The 20,920-nt window shown below is 30.8% G+C and carries 22 protein-coding genes and 1 other annotated feature; of the genes, 6 read left to right on the top strand and 16 right to left on the bottom strand.

Annotation, left to right across the window (positions count from 1 at the left end; all coding sequences use genetic code 11):
- Positions 1–73: 73 nt before the first annotated feature.
- Positions 74–1,387 (bottom strand): group II intron reverse transcriptase/maturase, encoded by a 1,314-nt coding sequence (gene ltrA, locus DMR38_RS08790; protein WP_127720920.1) that lies wholly within the window; start codon positions 1,385–1,387, stop codon positions 74–76.
- 499 nt (positions 1,388–1,886) lie between these two features.
- Between ltrA and brnQ the strand changes: the two genes are divergently transcribed.
- The gene (gene brnQ, locus DMR38_RS08785) at positions 1,887–3,047 is read left to right on the top strand and encodes a branched-chain amino acid transport system II carrier protein (RefSeq protein WP_279230814.1); all 1,161 of its coding nucleotides are present in this window, start codon (positions 1,887–1,889) and stop codon (positions 3,045–3,047) included.
- A gap of 122 nt (positions 3,048–3,169) precedes the next feature.
- Here brnQ and DMR38_RS08780 read toward each other — a convergent pair whose 3' ends face one another.
- A complete protein-coding gene (locus tag DMR38_RS08780) occupies positions 3,170–4,552 on the bottom strand; it encodes a radical SAM protein (protein WP_127720919.1) in 1,383 nt (460 codons plus the stop codon).
- A gap of 130 nt (positions 4,553–4,682) precedes the next feature.
- Between DMR38_RS08780 and DMR38_RS08775 the strand changes: the two genes are divergently transcribed.
- Positions 4,683–5,567: a LysR family transcriptional regulator gene (locus DMR38_RS08775; protein ID WP_175412953.1), complete on the top strand. Its 885-nt coding sequence runs from the start codon at positions 4,683–4,685 to the stop codon at positions 5,565–5,567.
- A gap of 140 nt (positions 5,568–5,707) precedes the next feature.
- Here DMR38_RS08775 and asnB read toward each other — a convergent pair whose 3' ends face one another.
- Both asnB and DMR38_RS08765 read right to left on the bottom strand, forming a co-directional pair.
- Positions 5,708–7,297, bottom strand: coding sequence for an asparagine synthase B (gene asnB, locus DMR38_RS08770; protein ID WP_127720917.1), 1,590 nt, complete (start codon positions 7,295–7,297; stop codon positions 5,708–5,710).
- Positions 7,298–7,349: 52 nt separating this feature from the next.
- Positions 7,350–7,627, bottom strand: a binding site (T-box leader).
- A 209-nt stretch (positions 7,628–7,836) separates the two neighbouring features.
- Positions 7,837–8,787 carry a LysR family transcriptional regulator gene (locus DMR38_RS08765; RefSeq protein WP_127720916.1) on the bottom strand — a complete coding sequence of 317 codons (951 nt, stop codon included), beginning with the start codon at positions 8,785–8,787 and terminating at the stop codon, positions 7,837–7,839.
- A gap of 76 nt (positions 8,788–8,863) precedes the next feature.
- Here DMR38_RS08765 and DMR38_RS08760 point away from each other — a divergent pair, with 76 nt between their 5' ends.
- Positions 8,864–9,793: a 2-dehydropantoate 2-reductase gene (locus tag DMR38_RS08760; protein WP_175412952.1), complete on the top strand. Its 930-nt coding sequence runs from the start codon at positions 8,864–8,866 to the stop codon at positions 9,791–9,793.
- 191 nt (positions 9,794–9,984) lie between these two features.
- Here DMR38_RS08760 and DMR38_RS08755 read toward each other — a convergent pair whose 3' ends face one another.
- The 11 genes from DMR38_RS08755 to DMR38_RS08700 all read right to left on the bottom strand — a co-directional run bounded on the left by DMR38_RS08755 (position 9,985) and on the right by DMR38_RS08700 (position 17,644).
- Positions 9,985–10,599, bottom strand: coding sequence for an L-2-amino-thiazoline-4-carboxylic acid hydrolase (locus tag DMR38_RS08755; protein WP_127720914.1), 615 nt, complete (start codon positions 10,597–10,599; stop codon positions 9,985–9,987).
- Positions 10,600–10,659: 60 nt separating this feature from the next.
- A complete protein-coding gene (locus DMR38_RS08750; protein WP_175412951.1) occupies positions 10,660–11,346 on the bottom strand; it encodes a DUF4386 family protein in 687 nt (228 codons plus the stop codon).
- Positions 11,347–11,402: 56 nt separating this feature from the next.
- The gene (locus tag DMR38_RS08745; protein WP_127720912.1) at positions 11,403–11,849 is read right to left on the bottom strand and encodes a MarR family transcriptional regulator; all 447 of its coding nucleotides are present in this window, start codon (positions 11,847–11,849) and stop codon (positions 11,403–11,405) included.
- 217 nt (positions 11,850–12,066) lie between these two features.
- Positions 12,067–12,324, bottom strand: a complete 258-nt coding sequence (locus DMR38_RS08740; protein ID WP_127720911.1) for a DUF3795 domain-containing protein — start codon at positions 12,322–12,324, stop codon at positions 12,067–12,069.
- A gap of 21 nt (positions 12,325–12,345) precedes the next feature.
- Entirely contained in the window at positions 12,346–12,867 is a 522-nt protein-coding gene (locus tag DMR38_RS08735; protein ID WP_127720910.1) for an NUDIX domain-containing protein, read from the bottom strand.
- Positions 12,868–12,901: 34 nt separating this feature from the next.
- Entirely contained in the window at positions 12,902–14,404 is a 1,503-nt protein-coding gene (locus DMR38_RS08730; RefSeq protein ID WP_127720909.1) for a diguanylate cyclase, read from the bottom strand.
- Positions 14,405–14,550: 146 nt separating this feature from the next.
- Positions 14,551–14,745 carry a helix-turn-helix transcriptional regulator gene (locus DMR38_RS08725; protein ID WP_127720908.1) on the bottom strand — a complete coding sequence of 65 codons (195 nt, stop codon included), beginning with the start codon at positions 14,743–14,745 and terminating at the stop codon, positions 14,551–14,553.
- Positions 14,746–15,270: 525 nt separating this feature from the next.
- The gene (locus DMR38_RS08715) at positions 15,271–15,720 is read right to left on the bottom strand and encodes a flavodoxin family protein (protein WP_127720906.1); all 450 of its coding nucleotides are present in this window, start codon (positions 15,718–15,720) and stop codon (positions 15,271–15,273) included.
- 122 nt (positions 15,721–15,842) lie between these two features.
- Positions 15,843–16,427, bottom strand: a complete 585-nt coding sequence (locus DMR38_RS08710) for a DJ-1/PfpI family protein (protein ID WP_127720905.1) — start codon at positions 16,425–16,427, stop codon at positions 15,843–15,845.
- 102 nt (positions 16,428–16,529) lie between these two features.
- The gene (locus DMR38_RS08705) at positions 16,530–17,033 is read right to left on the bottom strand and encodes a chromate transporter (protein WP_127720904.1); all 504 of its coding nucleotides are present in this window, start codon (positions 17,031–17,033) and stop codon (positions 16,530–16,532) included.
- On the bottom strand, positions 17,030–17,644 hold the full coding sequence (locus DMR38_RS08700) for a chromate transporter (protein ID WP_127720903.1): 615 nt from the start codon (positions 17,642–17,644) through the stop codon (positions 17,030–17,032). The genes DMR38_RS08705 and DMR38_RS08700 overlap by 4 nt, the downstream gene beginning before the upstream one ends.
- Positions 17,645–17,776: 132 nt before the next feature.
- Between DMR38_RS08700 and DMR38_RS08695 the strand changes: the two genes are divergently transcribed.
- The 3 genes from DMR38_RS08695 to DMR38_RS22625 all read left to right on the top strand — a co-directional run bounded on the left by DMR38_RS08695 (position 17,777) and on the right by DMR38_RS22625 (position 19,728).
- Positions 17,777–18,628, top strand: coding sequence for a LysR family transcriptional regulator (locus tag DMR38_RS08695; protein WP_127720902.1), 852 nt, complete (start codon positions 17,777–17,779; stop codon positions 18,626–18,628).
- A gap of 313 nt (positions 18,629–18,941) precedes the next feature.
- Positions 18,942–19,511 carry a methyl-accepting chemotaxis protein gene (locus tag DMR38_RS08690; protein WP_347562542.1) on the top strand — a complete coding sequence of 190 codons (570 nt, stop codon included), beginning with the start codon at positions 18,942–18,944 and terminating at the stop codon, positions 19,509–19,511.
- A gap of 1 nt (position 19,512) precedes the next feature.
- A complete protein-coding gene (locus tag DMR38_RS22625; protein WP_347562541.1) occupies positions 19,513–19,728 on the top strand; it encodes a hypothetical protein in 216 nt (71 codons plus the stop codon).
- Positions 19,729–19,926: 198 nt separating this feature from the next.
- Here DMR38_RS22625 and DMR38_RS08685 read toward each other — a convergent pair whose 3' ends face one another.
- Positions 19,927–20,892 carry an alpha/beta hydrolase gene (locus DMR38_RS08685; protein ID WP_127720901.1) on the bottom strand — a complete coding sequence of 322 codons (966 nt, stop codon included), beginning with the start codon at positions 20,890–20,892 and terminating at the stop codon, positions 19,927–19,929.
- Positions 20,893–20,920: the final 28 nt, after the last annotated feature.

Genomic DNA, 20,920 nt, shown 5'->3' with positions numbered 1-20,920 from the left:
GCGTCACCGCCCATGTTCCTCTGCAAAACCGTACGTGCCCTATTAAGGCATACGGCTTTTCACATCATATTAATCATCTATAGAATAAACTTACGCTTATTTTCGGTTCTAATAACGGAAAAGTTCTCAATAAACCATTGTAAAATGTTTCTATTGTATAGCTCTTCCTTTGGCTTCTTCTATTTAACCATTTAAAGAGCAACCATTTTACAACATTTTGATAGCACTTCACACTTCTTGTATTATCAGTGACCCCATAATACTGATAGTGTCCTCTTAGTTTCTGATTAATTTTCTTAATCAATTCACCTACTGGCATTATCCTATTCTTCTTAATCCATTCTTTCATAGTCTTAACTTTACTTCTGAATTTCTTCTTACTAGTCTTAACCTTACATCGAAAGAATCCTTTCTTACCATCTTCACTACAATAGAATGTAAATCCAAGAAAGTCAAAGGTTTCTGGCTTTCTTAATCCTCGATTTGCTCTATTTTTCTTTGCAAATCTACCAAACTCTAGTATCTTAGTTTTCTCTAAAGCAAATTCTAATCCAAATTTATCGAATCTTTCTATTAGCTTTTGATAAAACCCATCTGCCTCCCATTTATTTTGAAAGCAACATACAAAATCATCACAATATCTTATCAAATAGGCTTCGCCTTTGCATTTCCTTTTGATTTTGACAGCAAACCAATAGTCCAGTACATAATGTAAATATATATTTGCAAGAACTGGAGATGCTCCATTACCTTGCGGTGTTCCTCGTTCACTGTCTAGGTATTTACCATTTTCCATTATTCCAGCTTTTAAGAATTTCTTAATTATCTCTATAAATTTCTTATCTGCAATATCATGTTCCAGGAACTTTATTAACCATTCATGATCAACATTATTAAAGAATCCTTTTATATCAGCTTCAACAATGTAACTCACCTTATGATATTGAACATCCTCTATGATTTCTCTAATTGCTTGATGGCAGCTTCTATTTGGTCTAAATCCATAGGATTCATTAAAGAATTTAGGTTCATATACTTCTATTAATATCTTTGCTATTACGTTTTCTACTAGCTTATCTTCATAGCAAGATATTCCTAGAGGTCTCATCTTCTTGCTTCCGTCTTTTGGAATATATGTTCTTCTTATAGGTTCTGGCTGATAGCTCCCATTTCTCATTTGCTTTAACAAACGTTCCACATTAGCTTTTAGATTTACAGAATAATCATCTTTTGATACTCCATCAATGCCTTTTGCTTTCTTTCTATCCATTTCTTTATGGCTAGCTATAATAGCACTTTCATTGATATAATATGCAAGGTTTTGAACCTTTCCATCTAATCTAGCTTTTTCTATATTATATTGTATTCCAAGTAGCTCATTAATCATGTTCTTCAGCTCTCCTGTCTGCATAATTTGAAGCTCACTTGAAGCTATGTTGTGCTAACCCCTTCCCTCCGCCTGCTTTCACAGATTTCTACAGTACTATGAGTTAGTCGGACTTCCTATAATGCTTTTGCTCATCTTGCTCGTTCCCTTACTTGATTTTGCATACTAATTTCTCAGACATTATAGGATCTCAGCTGTTCTAATAACATACTTATCATCAAACTCGCCAAGCACTCAGACCCCGGAAGAGTTATATAAATCTTACCATATTGATTTGTATAATGTTGTCTGCTACACAAATAATTGTATCGACCTCTTCATTTAGATAATAATTTCGCGGCTCAATAGCTTCACTTTCGTTTTGGCTCGTTTTCTCCCTGTCCTACGCTTAAATCTAACGTTACCGATTCGACTCCAAGGACTCGGTACAGGCTACTGGTTAGGCATTACCTGATAGGATTTTCCTACTATATGTTAATAACTTACTAATGCCAACCGAATCACTTCCGTTGGCAAGAGGAAACATCACGCACTCGCATGCTGCTTCGCAGCTCGCACTACCTGTTTATTATATTTAACAATTGGCCCACTGTTTGCAATTCCCCGTACTGCCACAGTTGCCTTTGAGGTAGGAATTCATCCTTTTATTTCTAGTGGAGATTTGAAACTTGGATTATTTATTTTCTCATTAATATTTTTTGTCTTTACCATTTATTTTTCATTAAGACCAGGACAAATTTTAGATTGGATAGGTAAATATCTTACTCCTATTTTTTTAGTACTTCTATCTATCCTATTAATTGCTACCTTTATAAAACCGATGGGACAAGTTAACCAATATGCGGCCCAAGGTAAGTATATTGCTCAGCCATTATTTACTGGTTTATTAGATGGATATAATACTATGGATGCCTTAGCATCTTTAGCTTTTGCAATTATCATTATTTCTAATATACGAAAGTTAGGTATTAAAAATCCAAATTTAATTGCTGTTGAAACATGTAAATCGGGTTTAGTTAGTGTTGTTGGTATGGCTGTTATCTATTCATCATTAGCTTATATGGGAGCTACAAGCTTAGGCAGTATAAAACGTGCTGATAATGGTGGAAGTATTTTATCTATGGTAAGTAATCATTATTTTGGTTTTGTTGGCAAAGTGTTATTAGCAGCTATCGTAGCAATTGCATGTGTAAAGACAGCTATTGGACTAATTACCTCTTGTTCTGAAATGTTTAGTGAAATGTTTCCAAAATCCATTCCTTATAAAAAATATGCAATTTTATTTACAGTTTGTTCCTTTGCAATTGCCAACTTTGGATTAAACAGCATAATTAAGTTATCCTTACCAGTACTTATGTTTTTATATCCATTGGCAATTACTTTAATTGTATTATCGCTATTAACTCCATTTATACATAAACAAAATGATATTTATAGATGGACAACTGTGCTAACAGGTATTGCAGCATTTTTTGATTTTTGTAAGGCGCTGCCTGATCCATTTGTAAAAAGTGATATAATATCACAGCTTGTTAACTTTGCTCATTTGTATTTACCTGGTTTTGATTATGGGTTTGGATGGTTATTACCAGCATTCTGTGGCTTTTTTATAGGATTAATTATTTGGATTATTCATGGAAAAAAAGCTAGTAATTTATAGTTAAGTTTTTGTTTCTATCATGTTTAATTTGAAATATAGTAAAAATTTATACTATGTAGTATGAATTTTTACTACATAGTATTATGTCTCCTATTTTCTCATAAAATGAACATTTTATTTATCTATCCTCTTGCAAAATTATCATTGCCTTTTTGTTTAAAAAAATCTTCCCATGTCTTTTCCGCATATGGCGCAAACTCTTCTGATGATTTTGTTATTCTTTTATGAAATTCATTGTCATGAAGTATTTTTTTTGCCCCGGAGTCATCAGGTTTTGCTCCAACTTCTTTGCATACATCAATTATAATATTCGTATTATCTATCATCATACACGGTCTTAACATATTCCTATTATAAGGTTGTATTGATCTTAATTTTTTGAAAAAAGGATTCCTGAAAGCATCAATTAAATGCCTTCCCTTTAAGTTAACTGTTGAAAAGTGAGAGAATATACACGGCTCAACATCTTCTTTTGAATTAACATGGAAATAATATTTTCCTGCTATACATCCACCTACATATGGAGCATCATTAAAAAAATCTATAGTAAAATATGGCTTGTTAGCTCTTATTTCCCTGCATCTTTTTCCAAGATAGTCTCTCTGTTCTGCCGTAAGCATCATATTAAAATCTTCATTCTCACCATTAACTGGCATGAACAAAAAGTACCAGCTCATTTTTGAACCCTTTTCAATTAACATATCGGTAAATTCATCACTAAGTACTGTATTTATATTAGTTCTCGTAACCGCTGAAGATACTCCAAACAATATTCCCCTTTCATGGAGCATGTCCATAGCTCTTAAAACTTTCTGGTATGTTCCCTTTCCTCTACGAGCATCAGTATCATTTTCAAATCCCTCAACTGAAAGCATAGGTATTACATTACCACATTTCTTAAGTCTTTCCGCAATTTTTTCATTAATTAAAAGTCCACTGGTAAACGGTGTAAACATTACATCATCATACTTTTCATATATATCTAGAAGATAATCATTGAAAAAAGGCTCACCACCTAAAATAATGATATAGTAAATTCCAAGATCTCTTGCCTCCCCTATAATTCTATCAACTTCCTCTGGCGCAATATCATCCTTTTTACTAAAACTAGAAGCATAACACCCTTTACAGTGAAGTGGACATCTCATAGATGGACTTAAAAGCATAACAAAAGGTATTTTAGTATCCTCTTCATCCATATATTTTTGTCTTTCAGGACCAGCATACCAATTTGCATTTGCAAAAAAATTAGTAAAAAACTTTTTTAAACACTTAGTATCCGTATTTTTTAAAATATCCTGGATATATTCATGCTTGTACTTATCTCTATTATAGTAATTTTCAACAAACTCGATCTGAGATAATGCGGATTTATCTTTTGTTAACATTTTTATAGCTGTAAATATCTTATTTACATTTTCTTGTGGATTTTTGTCAAGATAATCAACAATTTTATTCACAATAACTTGTTTAGTAGCTTTTTCCAAAGTGCTTTTTATCTTCATACAAGAGCCTCCTCGTATAATAAACTTACATTTTCCAACATTTTTATTATAACGTTGCTTCTTAATAAATTAAAATATATAATATTTATTAGATTAATAAGTATTTTCTTATCATATTATGGAGGCCATTATGGATATTCTTCAATTAAAATATTTTCTTGTTACTGCTAAATATGAACACATGACTAAAGCTGCTCGCTATTTGCATATTGCGCAGCCAGCACTGTCCCAATCTATTAAACACTTAGAAGAAGGTCTTGGTGTGTCACTTTTTGAGCGAAAAAATAGGAGAATCCATCTAAATGATTGCGGCAAATTGCTGCAATCTGAATTACTACCTATTATAAATACATTAGACTCACTTCCCGAACGGTTAAAACAAACTAATAAGTATGCTGCATGTACTATACATCTAAATATTTTAGCTGCATCAGCTCTAATTACACAATCTATCATTTCTTTCAAAAAGCTATATCCAGAAGTAATTTTTCGTCTATTACAGGATCCACAGAAAACAGATTTTGATCTATGCATTTCATGTAATGCCTCTGACAAAATCCCCAAAGACAGCATTTTACTGCTTAAAGAAAAAATATTCTTAGCTGTTCCTAATATCAGCAAATATGCTTCCATGAAATCTGTTTCTTTAAAGCAAATAAAGCAGGATGGTTTTATCAGTTTTTCTGGAGCAAGGCCCCTTCGAATTATATGCGATAATTATTGTAAGCTTGAAGGATTTAAGCCTAAAATTATCTTCGAAAGTGATAATCAGGAATGTATTAAGAATCTAATAGACTCTAATTTTGGTATAGCTTTTTGGCCTGAATATTCTTTTGGAAAATTAACTGCAAAAAATGCAGTAATGATTCCTATCAATGAACCAAAATGCAGACGTAATATTTATGCTATACAAAATCATCATTCAATAAACAATAAATATGTAACCAAATTCTTAGATTATTTAATTAAATTTATGTTCGATATTCAAAATACTAATTCTAAAACTATAAAATAATAAGTAACTTATTATAGGAGTATTTACTTTACTAATATGTTTAAATTCAATAAAACAAACGTAAGTGACGAACTACTTACGTTTGCTTCAAAAATATCCTTGTCCTATTTAATAAAATAAATCAACTTAGGTTTTCTTAATTATTTACCGCTAGCACCATAATTTGACAATGCCCTAGCACTAGGGTCGTTTACGTTACAACCTTCCCATTCTTTGTTTGGCATCCAAAAGTCTACTATCATATCTGCTTGTCCTGGATAATATTTTTCAAAAATTTCTCTGTACAGCAATGATTCCTTTGTAAATGGTTTAACATAGTATTCATATTTTTTACACAGCTTTTCAAATTCTTCATCAGAATAATATGTTTCTGCATATTCCTTTAAATAATCTACCATAGAATGCCCTACAGCATCACTAAATGCTGCTTTTTCACGATATAAAATATCATGTGGCAAGTAATCACCCTCAAATGAATGTCTCAAAAGGTACTTACCCATGTTATATTTGTTTAATTTCTTTTCCGGATCAATGGACATAACATATTTTACAAAATCTAAATCGCCAAATGGTACTCTTGCTTCTAAAGAATTTGAACTAATACAGCGGTCTGCACGAAGTACATCGTACATATAAAGTTCACGAATTCTCTTTTGTGATTCCTTTTGAAATTCTTCTGCATTTGGAGCAAAATCAGTATATTTATAGCCAAATAATTCATCAGAAATTTCACCAGTGAGAAGCACTCTTACATCAGAAATCTCATGTATTTTCTTGCAAATCAAATACATTCCCATACTTGCTCTTATTGTAGTAATATCGTATGTTCCAAGAATTTTAATAACCTCGTCAAGTGATTCAATTACTTCTTCTTTTGTCATATAAACAACAGTATGATCACTATGAATGTAATCTGCAACTTCCTTTGCATATTTTAAATCAATTGCATCTTCAGTCATACCTATAGCAAATGTTTTAATTGGTTTTTCAGGATTCATTTTTTGAGCAATTGCACATACGAGTGAACTATCTAAACCACCACTTAACAAGAATCCTACAGGAGCATCAGCATCCATACGTTTTTCTACACCAGCTACCAATTTATCATGAATATTGCTGCAAATAGTTTCTAAGTCATCCTTGCAGTAATCACTTTCTGTTGCTGCTATATCACAATAGCACGTAAATTTACCATCAGCATAGTAATGTCCTGGTGGAAATGACATAATTTTATATGTAAGACCAACCAAGTTTTTAGCTTCACTTGCAAACATGATCTTACCTGATGAAGAATAGCCATAAAATAAAGGACGAATTCCAATTGGATCTCGTGCTGCAATATATCTGTCCTTTTTTCCATCATATATAATAGTTGCAAATTCTGCATCTAATTTTGAAAACATATCCAGCCCATATTCATAGTACATAGGAAGTAATATTTCACAATCACTGTCAGAAATAAACTTATGTCCTTTTTTTATTAGTTCTTCTTTAATTTTACGAAAGCCATAAATTTCACCATTACAGATAGCTGCATCTGTTTTCCTTGTGAATGGCTGCATTCCACTAAAACTTAAATCCATAATAGAAAGTCTTTGAAAACCCAAAATACCAGATGGCAAAGTAAGAATTTCCGTCATATCCGGTCCTCTGGACTCAGTTCTCTGCAATGCCTCTGCAAATTTTTCATGTTTCATATCCGTTCCTGTATAGCACATAATTGTACACATATTAATATTCCTCCTTGGTTATAAAAACAGCATCAATTTATCCTAAATAAAACAATAGGACGAATTGATGCTTATCCGCGGTGCCACCTAATTTACCATATAATAATGGTCTCTTTCCAGCTACTACTGGTATCCAAATAACGCATGGAATACGACGCTCCTACTTTAATTTGAACCTATCTCAAACATTTAGTTTAAGGTACAGTTTGCAAATATTTCAGTTTGCAATTCCGGAGTGTTATTCAAAAAAACTCTGCCACTGGATTCACACTATCTCCAGTTCACTGTTGGTGAAATATTTTTTTTACTTATCTCCATCATCACTTTTCTTTGATGAATTTAATTTTAAACTGTACGCATGCCTTTGTCAACACTTTTTTAATTTTTTCCTACTTTTTTTAAATAAATCATAATATTCAGATATAAATTATGCCATTTATTCATAAAGGAGTACTTCTTTTAAACTTTTAAGCTTTCATTTCACACTTGTTGAAATCACGCTATATATTAATTTTTCTTTGAAATCTTTTAAGTCTAAACTATCTCTTCTGTGCCCACTTTTGTACAAATGCCACAAAAGCCTTTGTACTAGGACTTATATATTTTCTATTCGGGAGACAAAGGCAAATGGTTCTACTAACCTTAGGCTCCAATTTTCTCCTAACTAGTCCCTCACATGAATAAGAATTTAATACCAGTTCCGGTAAAATACTGATACCACATTCACTTCGAACCAACGCAATAGTTGATTGATCGCTTAAAAATCTAGTATGTTCTAGTAACCTGCCCTTTGCTTGCCGCAAAATTCTTCCGATAGAATAATTAGTTCCTTCACTTGGAATAACAAAAGTTTCCCCTGCCAGTAGTTCCTTTGTAATTTTTTCATATCTACAAAGGGGATGGTGCTTAGACATGATTACATAATAAGGATCAGATATTAGTGGAATATCATTACAATTAGTCATTCCATTTTCTGCAGTAAAAGCACAATCAATTTCATCCTTGGAAAACCAATCTTTAATCCATTCATAATTAATGGCATCATTTATCTGAAGCTCTACCAGCGGATATTCTTTGCGAAATTTTCTAATTATTTTAGGCATCCACTGCACCGCCACACTAGTAATAACTCCAATTCGCACATTTCCTCTGTATACTCCTTCCTGGCTAATAATTTGATGTATCCTCTCATCATTTATCACAATTTCCTTTGCCAAGCTTAAAATCTGTTCCCCTTCTTCTGTTACAGAAACTCCATTTCTTCCACGATACAGAAGTTTAACTCCTAGCTCATCTTCTAAAGAAGAAATCATATGGCTGGCCGCAGTCTGGGTATAGCTTAATTGCGTAGCAGCTCTTGTCAAATTTCCAATTTCAGCTGCTTTTACAAAAAGTGCATATTTATTTATATCCACAAACACATCCCTCTTTTCATCATAAGTTAATGTATTACATGAAATTTCATCATAGTTCCATTGAATAATCTGCATTTTATTTTACTATTTTGATATGCTAAAGTGTAATTTGAAATTCAAATTACATTTTTATGTTACAGGAGGTAAGACTATGAAAATTGCAATCTTAGGAGCTGGTGCTATGGGGAGTCTATATGCTACCTATCTTTCTAGTATCCATGAAGTAACACTGCTGGATAGTTATAAGCCCCAAGTAGACGCCATCAATACAAATGGTCTAACCAAAGTTGAAAAAGACAATACTGAATCAAATTATACCATTAAGGCCTCAATAAGTGGAACTGATATCGGAATCCAGGATTTATTAATTGTATTTGTAAAAAGTATTAACACTTTTGATGCAGTCAAAGAAAATCAAGCTATAATCGGACCAAAAACCATTGTCATGACATTACAAAATGGTGCTGGTAACAATCACGACATTGGAAACTTTGTTAAAAAAGAACATATTATCGTTGGTACCAGCAGTCATAACAGTGTTAGTCTTGGTTTAGGTAAATTTTTTCACTCAGGATGTGGCCCTACCAATATTGGTCCTGACTTTCCCTGCGATGAATCACAAAAAGCAGTGAAAATTATAGCACAAGCCATGTGCCAGTGCAATCTAGACGTCAACATCATCGATAATATTCAAAAAGTACTATGGGGAAAATTATTTGTAAACTGTGGTGTAAATGCCCTATCCGCAATAATGGAGTGTAATCTAGGTAAAATTCATTCCAATCCTTATCTCTGGGAAATCTGTACAAAAATAGTTCACGAATGTGTCCTTGTAGCTAAAGCTGATGGTACATGCTTTAACCAAGCAGAAGCTCTTGAAACTGTGCAGCATGTATGCATAAGCGATGCCGCTGGTTATGCCAGCATGTATCAAGACCGTCAGCATAAACGCCGTACAGAAATTGATAAAATTAATGGTGTAGTTGCCAATCTTGGACAAACTTACTGTATTGATACTCCTTATAACGAAATGCTTGTAGATCAGATACATGCATTAGAACATTCCTATTTATTATCTTAATAGATATTTTAGATTTAGTACATCGTTCTCTAAATAACTATAACCCTATTTGGAGAACAATGCACCATTTTCGAAAAGAGACTTCGTCTTTTATCTAATTTACAATATATTTTGCATCACATTTTTTATAAGGTCTTAACCTCAACATTTGAACACCTCTACAATTTTATTATTTAATAGATTATTTGCTATTACTTTTTCTGATAATGAAAATCACAGCAGGTTCCATCTTTTGCTAAAGTATACTGCCGCATAAGCACTGAACCTCCTAGCTCGGCCATATCATAATCATAGGAACACATTGCAGGTGTTATTTCTGATATTCCAAGCTTTTGAAACAGATAACATATTCCACAAGTATCAAAATACATATAAAAACTATTTATATCAGATCCAGCTTCATAACGAAATTTCCACGTATAAGGATTAGTTTTACTTTGACTTACTTTTGCCTGTTGTGCTAATTTTATTTGTGCTTCCTCGGAATATTTATTTTGATTTTTCATGAAATGTTTCATTACCACACTTTCATTCATCGCCTTATGATAATACGTTGTAATATTATCAAGCTTTGGTTTTTCTTTAAGACTCAGATATACAGCGGCTAACATAGCTGCATTTAAAATATTTGCAATGAATTTATCATTTTTATCAAACTCAGGAATCTCTTCTAAAATTCTTTGATAAACAACTTTTGCTTTCTTCATCACTATCTTTGGATCATCACCTGTCATAATATGTAACTGTTTCTCAAATGAACCGTGAAAAGCAAGCCACATCATCCTTGGAAAAAATCCATACTTCATTTTATTACCTTCCTTTTTTATATAAAATAATAACTATAAATTTATTTAATATTGATATGTTCAACAAATAATTAATTTTATTCCCATATACACAAGAAGCAGCATTAATATTTTCATAGATAACTTATTTACTTTGTTGGCAAATTTAACACCCACCCACTCTAAAGGGCCTAAAAATATTCCTATACCACAAACAATAAATCCTAAACCTATGAATGGAGTCAATATTTTTGAACCAAGCATTGATATTCCTGATATACTAATCCATATACCCATGCATAAGAATCCCATTGTTTCACCAATTGAGTTTCCGCAATACAAATGAAAGGATTGAAAAATTATTCCAATTGTTTCTTTCATGTTGGTATTATCAGTTTCATTTACATACTTACTTGATAAATTATCTACTAAAAATGTCCATCTCATAAGTCCTAAAACATAAAAAACTCCAGATACTATCCCAAATGCTGCTCCAATTATTAAATAAGGAGTATCATTTCTATTTAAAACTTTATAAAATATTGCAGACATTGGAATTAGCATTAATGAGCTCAATGCAAAACAGGTCCAAAAAAATTTTAACTTTGCTCCCCCCTCATAATATTTTGACAAAATAACATCAACAGGGGATCTTAGTATTTGAGGATAATTAAACAACTTAGTTATACCTGTTTGACTAATAGTAAATCCTAATGCAACTAAAATAATAAACACTCCTGAAATTCTATAAAATGTAATTATATTCACAATAAATGCATCCTCCAAATTTTAATATTTATCCTAAAAATATAAATCAAATCCTTTTACTCTTCTAAATTATTAATAATCTTCCTAAATAATTTAAATAATTCTTGCTTTTCTGCATTAGTATCAAGGGCATCCAATAGTCTTTCATATACCGTATATTCAAAATTCAAATGTTCTTTCTGAGCAAGATAACCTTCTTCAGTAAGTTTTAGTCCATAAGATCTTCTATCTCTTTTGCTAATAATTCTATTTATATAATTTCGCTTTTCAAGTCTATTAATAGCATTTGTCAGCGTACTTTTTGGTATATCTAAAGCTAGAACTATTTCACCCAAAATTACATCAGGATTTTTTGAAACAATATTAATTATACTAATCTCAATAGTTGTTAATCCATTTAACCGCTGAAATTGATCTTCTACCTTTCTAAAATTAGATTTTTTAATAATTTGATGCCAAAGTTCACTAAATTCTTCGATTTGATTTTTATTTGACTTGCTCATTTCTTCCTTCTCCCTTAATCCAAATTGTTTATTATTTATATTGTCCTTCTCTAGTATAGTACCGCAATCGTACTATACCTTACATGAATAATACATCTTGTAAAGTAACTTGTCAATCATTTTTTACCATAAAAAGAACAACCATAATAATTACTATGATTGTTTTTCACAAATAAACTATTTTTAAATATTTTAATGTACTAACATTATTTTGATTTTATTCATTAGCCCACTTTCTACATTGTTGAATTTTGGGTTCTGGATCAAAGCCTTCTTCAACCCCCATAGTAGAAAGAATCTTACATGGAAATTCTGAGCATTCTCCACAGTGATTTAAGCCCTTACCTTCACAACATTTTTTTACACCACATTCTCCACCCCAAAATGGCTTTTCCATATTAATACACCCTGTACAATTTACTTTTTCTTTTCTCTCACATTCATTACAACACACTCCACATCTTGATTGAAACATAACATTCCCTCCAATTACTTTTTATATTGTTTGATGACATCCATATTGATTTTTAATATCAAAAAATAATTGTATTAAACTTTTATAATATGGAATAAATTCACCACTATCTATCATAGAAAAAATCTCTTTTTTTGACGCCCATTTTGCACATTGAACTTCTTTATACTGTAAAGTTAAATCAACAATATCTATATCCTTCTGAATTAAGTATACATTATCAAATCCATTATCAAAATTAATCGTAAGATGTGGTCTTATATCCTGCAGATTAATTTTTATTCCTAATTCCTCCATCAGTTCTCTTTCTGCAGCCATTTGACTTGTCTCACCTTCAATTGCACTTCCCCCAACTGTAATATCCCACATATTGGACCAACCTTCTTTAAATGGCTGCCTTTGTTGAATTAACATCTCACCCTTCGAATTGAATATGCAAATGTGAACAACCATATGATAATCGCCTTCATTAAAATCCGTTCCCCGAACCATTGTCCTATTTGTTTTATTTCTTTCACTATCATATACATCCCATAATTCCATTGTAGCTTCTCCTTTGCAAATTTAGAATTTAAGTTCATTTCATAAAAATAGTTACTTTATTTCTACTTTTTTTGCTTGTATAAAGAGCTTTGTCTGCAAAATCTATCAATTTATCTATAGAATAAGTATCTTTGGGGAATTTAGCTGCACCAATACTAACAGTACAACCATTTAAAGTTTCTTCACCTTTTAATCGAATTGCTTCTGCAATGGACAACAATCTTTCATCTGAAACATTGCGAATTACAACAGCAAATTCATCTCCACCAAAACGAAATACGGACCTATCTCCAGTAGTAGATTTCATTATTTGAGTAAGTTTTTTAAGTACGTCATCTCCAGCTAAATGCCCTGATGTATCATTCAGTTCTTTAAAATGATCAATATCCAGTAAAAGAACCCCTAAACTCTCCAAACTGCAATTACTTATTTCTTGTTTTAAAATGCTTAAAAGGTTATTAAATGCACGTCTATTATAAGCACCTGTCAAAGAATCAATATCAGCAGCTTCTTCAAGATCATTATATTCTTCTTCTAACCTTTCAATTGTATGGTTATAAACTCTAACCATTTCCTGAAACTCCTTACCATAATTATATGGATCAATCTTTTTGTATTTTCCAACTTTCAAAGCATTAAATGAAAAAATTAGTTTATCTAATGGTTTACTATATCGCTTTATTGTATATATACCAAGTAAAATAATCAAAATACCCACTATAACTGACCCTATAAATGTTTCATAAACTACAATGTTCCTACTTGTCATTATATCAGCAGTAGGAGTAATAACAATTACATACCAGTTCAAATTTGAAACTTTACTAAATCCAACAAACTGATCCTTCCCTGAATAATCTTTCATGATCTTTGAACCTGATTTTCCATGCAATTTACCAAAAACTATAGATTTTTTACCAATTTGTCCTTTATCAGGATGATAAACAACATAACCATGGCTGTCTAAAATGGAAATATAACCACTTCTTCCAAATTTCTTATTACTAAACATGGATGCTAAAGAAGTTCCTTGTAATCTAACAATTCCAGCAACTACCCCATCAATACTATTATTTTTCACAATTGGGACCGATATTACAACAATCTTAATTCCACTGGTACTTGTAAAAACATCACTGATATATATTTTACCACGAGTTGCCTGCTGAAAATAATCTCTATATGCCAAATTTGAAACATTTGGTATATGCGCGTTACCAGATATACATAAAATATCTCCTCTAGAATTAAAAATTGTTACTACATCTACTTCAGGTATGATTTCATTAAATTTATTAAGAAGTTCTTGATTTTTTCTGATTTTCTCATCTGATGCAACTGTTTTCAAAAAAATCTGTACTTTATTAAAATTTTCCATAAGCTGCATACTAATATTTTCTGAAGCTTTTTCATTAGTACTCAATAACAAAGAATTAGTATTAGAAATAAAAAATTTATTAAATACTACAAATTGAACAAAGCAACTTAAAGCAACTAAAATTACAAGCACTAATATAACTTTATATAAAAACTTCATTTAATCAATCCAATCCTTAATTTTCCCACTTAAGCTAAATTTAAGATATAGATTTATTATATCATAATGCCCGTTATCACTGATAGGCTAATTTTTTCTGTTTCTCAAAACTAACAAATTTGCTATCATTCAGTACTTTTTAAAATCTAATCACAAAGTGTAAATAATTCATCTACTGTAGTATTTAATAATTTAGCTAATCTCATGGCTAATTCTAATGTAGGATTATATTTACTATTTTCAATGGCATTTATAGTTTGTCTTGTTACATTTAAAGCATTTGCTACATCTTCCTGTCTAAGTCCAAGCTGTTTGCGTAAAGCCTTTATATTATTTTTCATCTCTATTAAACTTCCATTTCAAAAAATATTCAACCGATATCATGACAAGATTTTGTGTTATCAAAAGAAACCCAGCTAATCCAATTTCTTTAGTATGAATAAAATTATATATAACCCAAATTGTTAAAAATATAATTGTATAGCTCCAAGCACATTTTATGGCTCTCAAACTAATACTCATTTCCATTTCATCCATTTTCCTCACAATAATTGCACCTCACTTAAATTTAATATAAACAGAGTTCTTGGTTTCATGTGGAGTTTTTTTCTCCATCTGAAACTTAGGAATCGTTATCCAGGGGCGTAGCAGCCGTTATCCCCCACTTTATAAGAAAAGCAGATATCCCAAATCTTTGATTTGGTGATAGTCGCTTTCGCTGTGTGCGATGGGGGTATTACGGCTGGTAGCCATCGGACAAAAGTCAAAAATGTAAAAAACTATTGACATTTATATTTTAACAATTAGTAAAAATAAATGTCAATAGTTTTTTACATTCTTATATTCATCATAAATATAATGCAGAATTATTTAACAAATAAGTTTTGAACAAACTCTTTTGCATTTTGAAAATCTTCATTATTGGGCCTGCCTTTTGCAATTCCTCCAAATATCTTAAATGGTCCAAATGTGTCGTAGCCTTTACAAGCAAAACTTCCAACAACCTCAAAACCTTTTTCTTTTAATTTTTGTCCAATAGGGTTATTGTATTTATTCTTGCCTTGTCCACTGGTTGAAAAAATAAATGCTTTTTTACCAGACAAAGTTGGCAACTTATCAATTAGTTCAACAATATTTTTATGAAACTTCCCATAATATATTCCAGAACCAAAACCAATTAAATCATAGTCATTTATAATATTTATATTTACATCATCAGCTTTTGCTAAATCAGCATTTAAGCACTCTGCTACCATTTTGCCTATTTTTTGAGTGTTACCATGATGTATAGATTCATAAACTACTAACTTTTTCAACTTTCACTCCTCCTAAAATTAGTTACATTAAATTTCAAATTTCACTGCACGGGATAAAAACTCAATTAATGTTTTGCGAAAAACATACTATCACTTACTTTGCAACTTTATAAGCTTAAAATTTATCCTGCAAATATATCATTTGTACAATCATCATTCCATATATATTCAATATCATTAGCAATTTTTATAGCTTTATCTTTACCAAATCTATCCGAAATGAAACCCAATGTCATATCAATTCCAGCTGAAATACCTGATGATGTATAATACTTTCCGTCAGCAACCCAACGTGCTTTTTCCACCCAGTTTACTTGGTCACTTACTGATTTTACCCATTCTAAGGCTTGTTTATTAGATGTAGCTTTTCTATTCTTTAAAACTCCACACCCTGCTAATACTGCTGAACCAGTGCATATAGATAAACAATATGTAGATTTCTCTGCAATTGACTTTAATTTATTTAAGAAAGATGTATTATTAATTAATTCTCTTGTACCCATTCCTCCTGGAATAACTAATATACCACTTTCATCTGCCGAACTAATAGGCTCGGTTACAACTTTAAGATTTTGTGCATTGGTAATAACACCTCCAGCTTCTGAATAATAGTGTATTTGATAGTCTTTTATTTGTCCTAGTATTTCTATTGGTCCAAATATATCTAGAGTCTCAAAATTATTAAATAGTATAATATTAATATTCATTTACTCAACACTCCTTTATCACAAGTATTCATAGTCCATAAACTCCATTTCAATAATATAACATTATTTTCTATTTTATTCAAACCATATTACCCCATAAAATTAAAATACTACACCTACTAAAAGCGAAACTAGTAGTATAACATTTGTAGATACACGCCTTGATATTGCCAAAATAAAACTTATGGATGCAATGGCAATCGTCTCTACATCAATACCATTACTTACAAATATTTTAAATACAACTATTACACTAAAGCTAGCTATAACAATTACTACTCCATCAAGTAATCCTTGTGTTGCTGGATACTTTGCAATACGAGTATAATAATGCTGAACAATTAGAATCAATAATGGTGGTAGAAGTAATGCAATACATGCTAATAGTGCTCCGCGTAATCCAGCAATTAAATAACACAAACTGACAACCCAAAGTCCATTAGGTCCAGGAGTAATTTGTCCAATTGCCAAGGATTCAGTAAATTGTTTCTGGCCTGCCCATCCATAATTTATAAAATCAGAGTGCAAACTAGGTAAGGGGCCGTAACCTCCCGAAGAAAATAAAACTGATTTAAGTAAAGCCCCAAAAAATATAACCCAGCTCATTTATTAACCCTCACCTCTTTTTTAGAAATATACCAATAAGCAGCAGCACCACATAATCCACCTAAAACATATAATAAAATTACAGATGGATTAAAAAATATATAAATAACTCCACTACCAATCATTATTGCAATTGTTACGCCAAAAATCATAGATCCCTTTTTATGATTTTTTATAATAATAGGTTGTACATTTCTCCAATTTGTAGCTAAAGCTATACCAAAAATAGCAGCAAATACTGCATGAAGTGCAGAATGTACTTTTAATGACTTACTAATGGAAGTATAAATCGTAGTTAATACAATTGTAACTGCCGCACTAGGCAAAATAAGTCCCACCAAGGATATAAATATTCCTATCCCACCAGCCAACTTTTTTCCTATAAGTATCGTATATGCAATAATATTCATACCAGGTGTTATTTGACACATTCCAATAATGTTAGCATATTCTTCATCTGTTATCCATTTATGCTTATAAATAAACTGTTCTTGAATAAGATATTGGGTAGTTGCACCACCACCAAATGATGTAAAACCAATTTGTAACCATGTAAAAAATAGTTTGGTAATTGTAAAAGTATCTGATTTAAATCTATTTGTACTAATCATTTTATCTCCTTTTAAGCTAAGAATTTTTCTTTAATCTTCTAATTTCAGTATATATGTTATAATGTATAATGTATAATGATACTATTTTATAAATAGTCATAACTAAAAGTAATGGATAAAGGATTAATAACTATGGATGAAAAAGATTACAAACTAATTTTGACATTATATAAATTAAAGAATATTACAAAGACCTCTGAAAAATTATTTATTACTCAACCTGCCTTAACAAAGAGAATTAAAAAAATAGAAAAAGATTTAGGTACCGATTTACTTATTCGTTCAAAAAAAGGAGTATTGTTTACCCCTTTAGGCGAAAGCATCATCCCCTATATTAAAACTGTAGTAAATACTCTAAAGCAATTGCGTGAGCATATATCCTCCAACCATAACTTTATAGGTGGAAATTTAACTGTTGGAGTTTCATTAAATTATGCACGATATCGCCTTCCTAAAATTTTAAAAAGTTATACAGAGGCATTTCCAAATGTTGATGTCAATATATATACTGATCATAGCAAAAATTTATATAATAGACTTAAAAACGATGAATTTTCTATAGTCATCATACGCGGAGAATACAAGTGGGATGAAGTTACCATACTATTAGGTACTGAACCGATGTGCCTGGTATGCAGTAAGGAAAATGCAAATCTCTCTCTTAATTCTTATTCATACATTGGCAGAACTACTGATCCCATTTCACAAGGAAAAATTCAGACTTGGCTTTTTGAAAATAACATATCTATTAACAATACAAAACTTTGGGTTGACAATATTGATACTTGTTTAGAAATGGCTAAACACGGACTAGGATGGGGTATTCTTCCAAAAATTTGCTTAGAAAACTTTGATGGTTATGTTAAAGATTTATATTTTTCAGATGGAGTCCCATTTTCTCGCAGCACCTATATTTTATGTAAAAATTCTTATTACATGCTGCCCCAAGTTAAACTATTCATACAATGTTTAAAACACAAATAACAAAAAATGTAAACTAAATTTTTTACTTTACCTCCAATACAATCTCCTTTTCCAATATAATAAATTTACCTTTGCAAATTAACTTACAAGTAAATTATACATTATATAACTCGAGTGATCTTATTGGTGCTTTATATACTTAATAACTTTTAAACCGTTATCGACAAAAAACTATATTTTTAGTTTTCTATGATAAGTTAATTTATAAAAAATATGATAAAATGAAGTGTAACTTAACAAATATAAAAAAGAATTTGATCTGAAGAAGGGTATTACAATAAAAAAGGATATTTTAGAAGTATTTTTACAAGTCGTGCCTGTACTTAAAGATATGTTACAAGAAGATATAGGGGTAACAGTTGTAGACAAAACAACATATTTATATTATAGACCTAGCGATACTCTAAATTTAAGAATTAATAAAGGTGACAATATTCCAATTGGTGATCCATTACATACGACAATGAAAGATGGAAGAATATACAGTACAATACTTTCTAAAGAAATGCATGGAGTTCCATTTAAAGCAGTTACATACCCAATTAAAGATTCTGAAGGAAATGTTGTAGGTGCCGTTGGTATAGGAAAAAGTTTAGACCAACAATTTAAAATTGAAGAATCAGCAGACAGCTTATTTTCTTCCCTTGAAGAAACCAGCGCAAGTATTGAAGAAATTAGTGCTGGATCAGAAAAATTAAACAATGTCATAGAAGATATAGTAAAAACTGCAAAACAAACAGAAAACAATATAAAAGAAAGTAATGAGATTATTAGCATGATACAAAATATAGCTTCGCAATCCAACTTGTTGGGACTTAATGCAGCTATAGAAGCAGCAAGGTCAGGTGAAACAAGGCAAAGGTTTTACAGTTGTTGCAAGTGAAATGAGGAAGTTAGCAAAATTAAGTAGTGAATCCTCACAAAAGGTTTCTAAGGTATTATCAGAAATAAGTGAAAATATAAACCAAACTTTTAAAACAATAAATGAGGCTCAATCCATTTCAGAAGGACAAGCAGCCACCACTGAAGAGATAACTTCCACATTAGAAGAAATTACTGCAAATGCCCAAACTATGGCAGACATTTCAAAAGTAAAATAAGTTTGCTATTTGGAGAATGGGTATAGATTTGTGTAAAAACCAACTCTATATCCAAAACAATCATATAGATTCACAAACAATTCTATATCATATATACTTTTCACTTACATACCCTCTTTTATAAATTAATCACCATAACAGCTGAGTAGACTTATACCTCACAATGTAATCCCCTCACAGAAACTGTACAAATAATTCTTAATTTACAACGTTCTCTATAATATTAATATCTGCTAAAGCATAAAAAAATAAATTGGGTTTATCTACCATTGTCATATGTCCAGCACCAGGTATTAAATATAATTTTTTATGTGGGGCATTAATTTTTTTAAAGTATTCTTCGGCAATAATATAAGGGGTTTGCCAATCATTTTCACCTAAAATATAATAAATTGGCACTTTATATTCTGCTGATTCTGATCTTATATCAAATTTACTCCAAAATTCCACTATTTCTTTATTTACTTTATCCATTTTCATCAACGCAAAAATATCTGACAATCTAAAAATAGGACTTCTAATTAGGCCCATAATTGCAGAAAAGTTGCTGTTAACAGCTAAACCATATTTAGATTGAACTTTACGTAGTTTTTCAGATTTTTTCTTAAAATTAATACCATGACTATTTCCTGGATAATCACCTAAAGCTTCAAGCTCTTTTAGAGACTTTTTATCATTGGACTGCAAAGCTAATTCTTTAACTTTTTCATAGCCAACGCATTCATTTTGAAACATACTAATAACTTGCCCAACTCCAATATAATAAGCTACTTCATCTGGATATTTTTTTATAAATATACTTCCTAAAATAGTTCCCCAGGAGTGCCCAAATAAAATTATTTTTTCTTTATTATATTTTATTTTTAAGTATTGAACAATTTCAAATAAATCCTTTAGCATTAAATCAATTGTAGGGCATTTATCCGGATTTTTAGTAAATGTTTTTCCAGCACCACGCTGGTCCCAGTGAACTATTGTAAAAATTTCCTCCCACTTTTCCTGAAAAATATGAGAAAGTGTTGATTCTGCAAAACCTGGCCCACCATGTAAAAACAACATAACTGGATTATCGTATTTTGTACCAGCATGAAACAAATATTGATCTATACCATTTATATGTACATATTCTTCAAAATAAATTAATCTGTTAGATTTATTTTTCATAATTTTAAAGCTCCCTTTATTATTCAAA

It is taken from the genome of Clostridium sp. AWRP, from assembly GCF_004006395.2.
GTDB lineage: Bacteria > Bacillota > Clostridia > Clostridiales > Clostridiaceae > Clostridium_B.
This window is presented reverse-complemented; position numbering and strand designations above follow the sequence as displayed.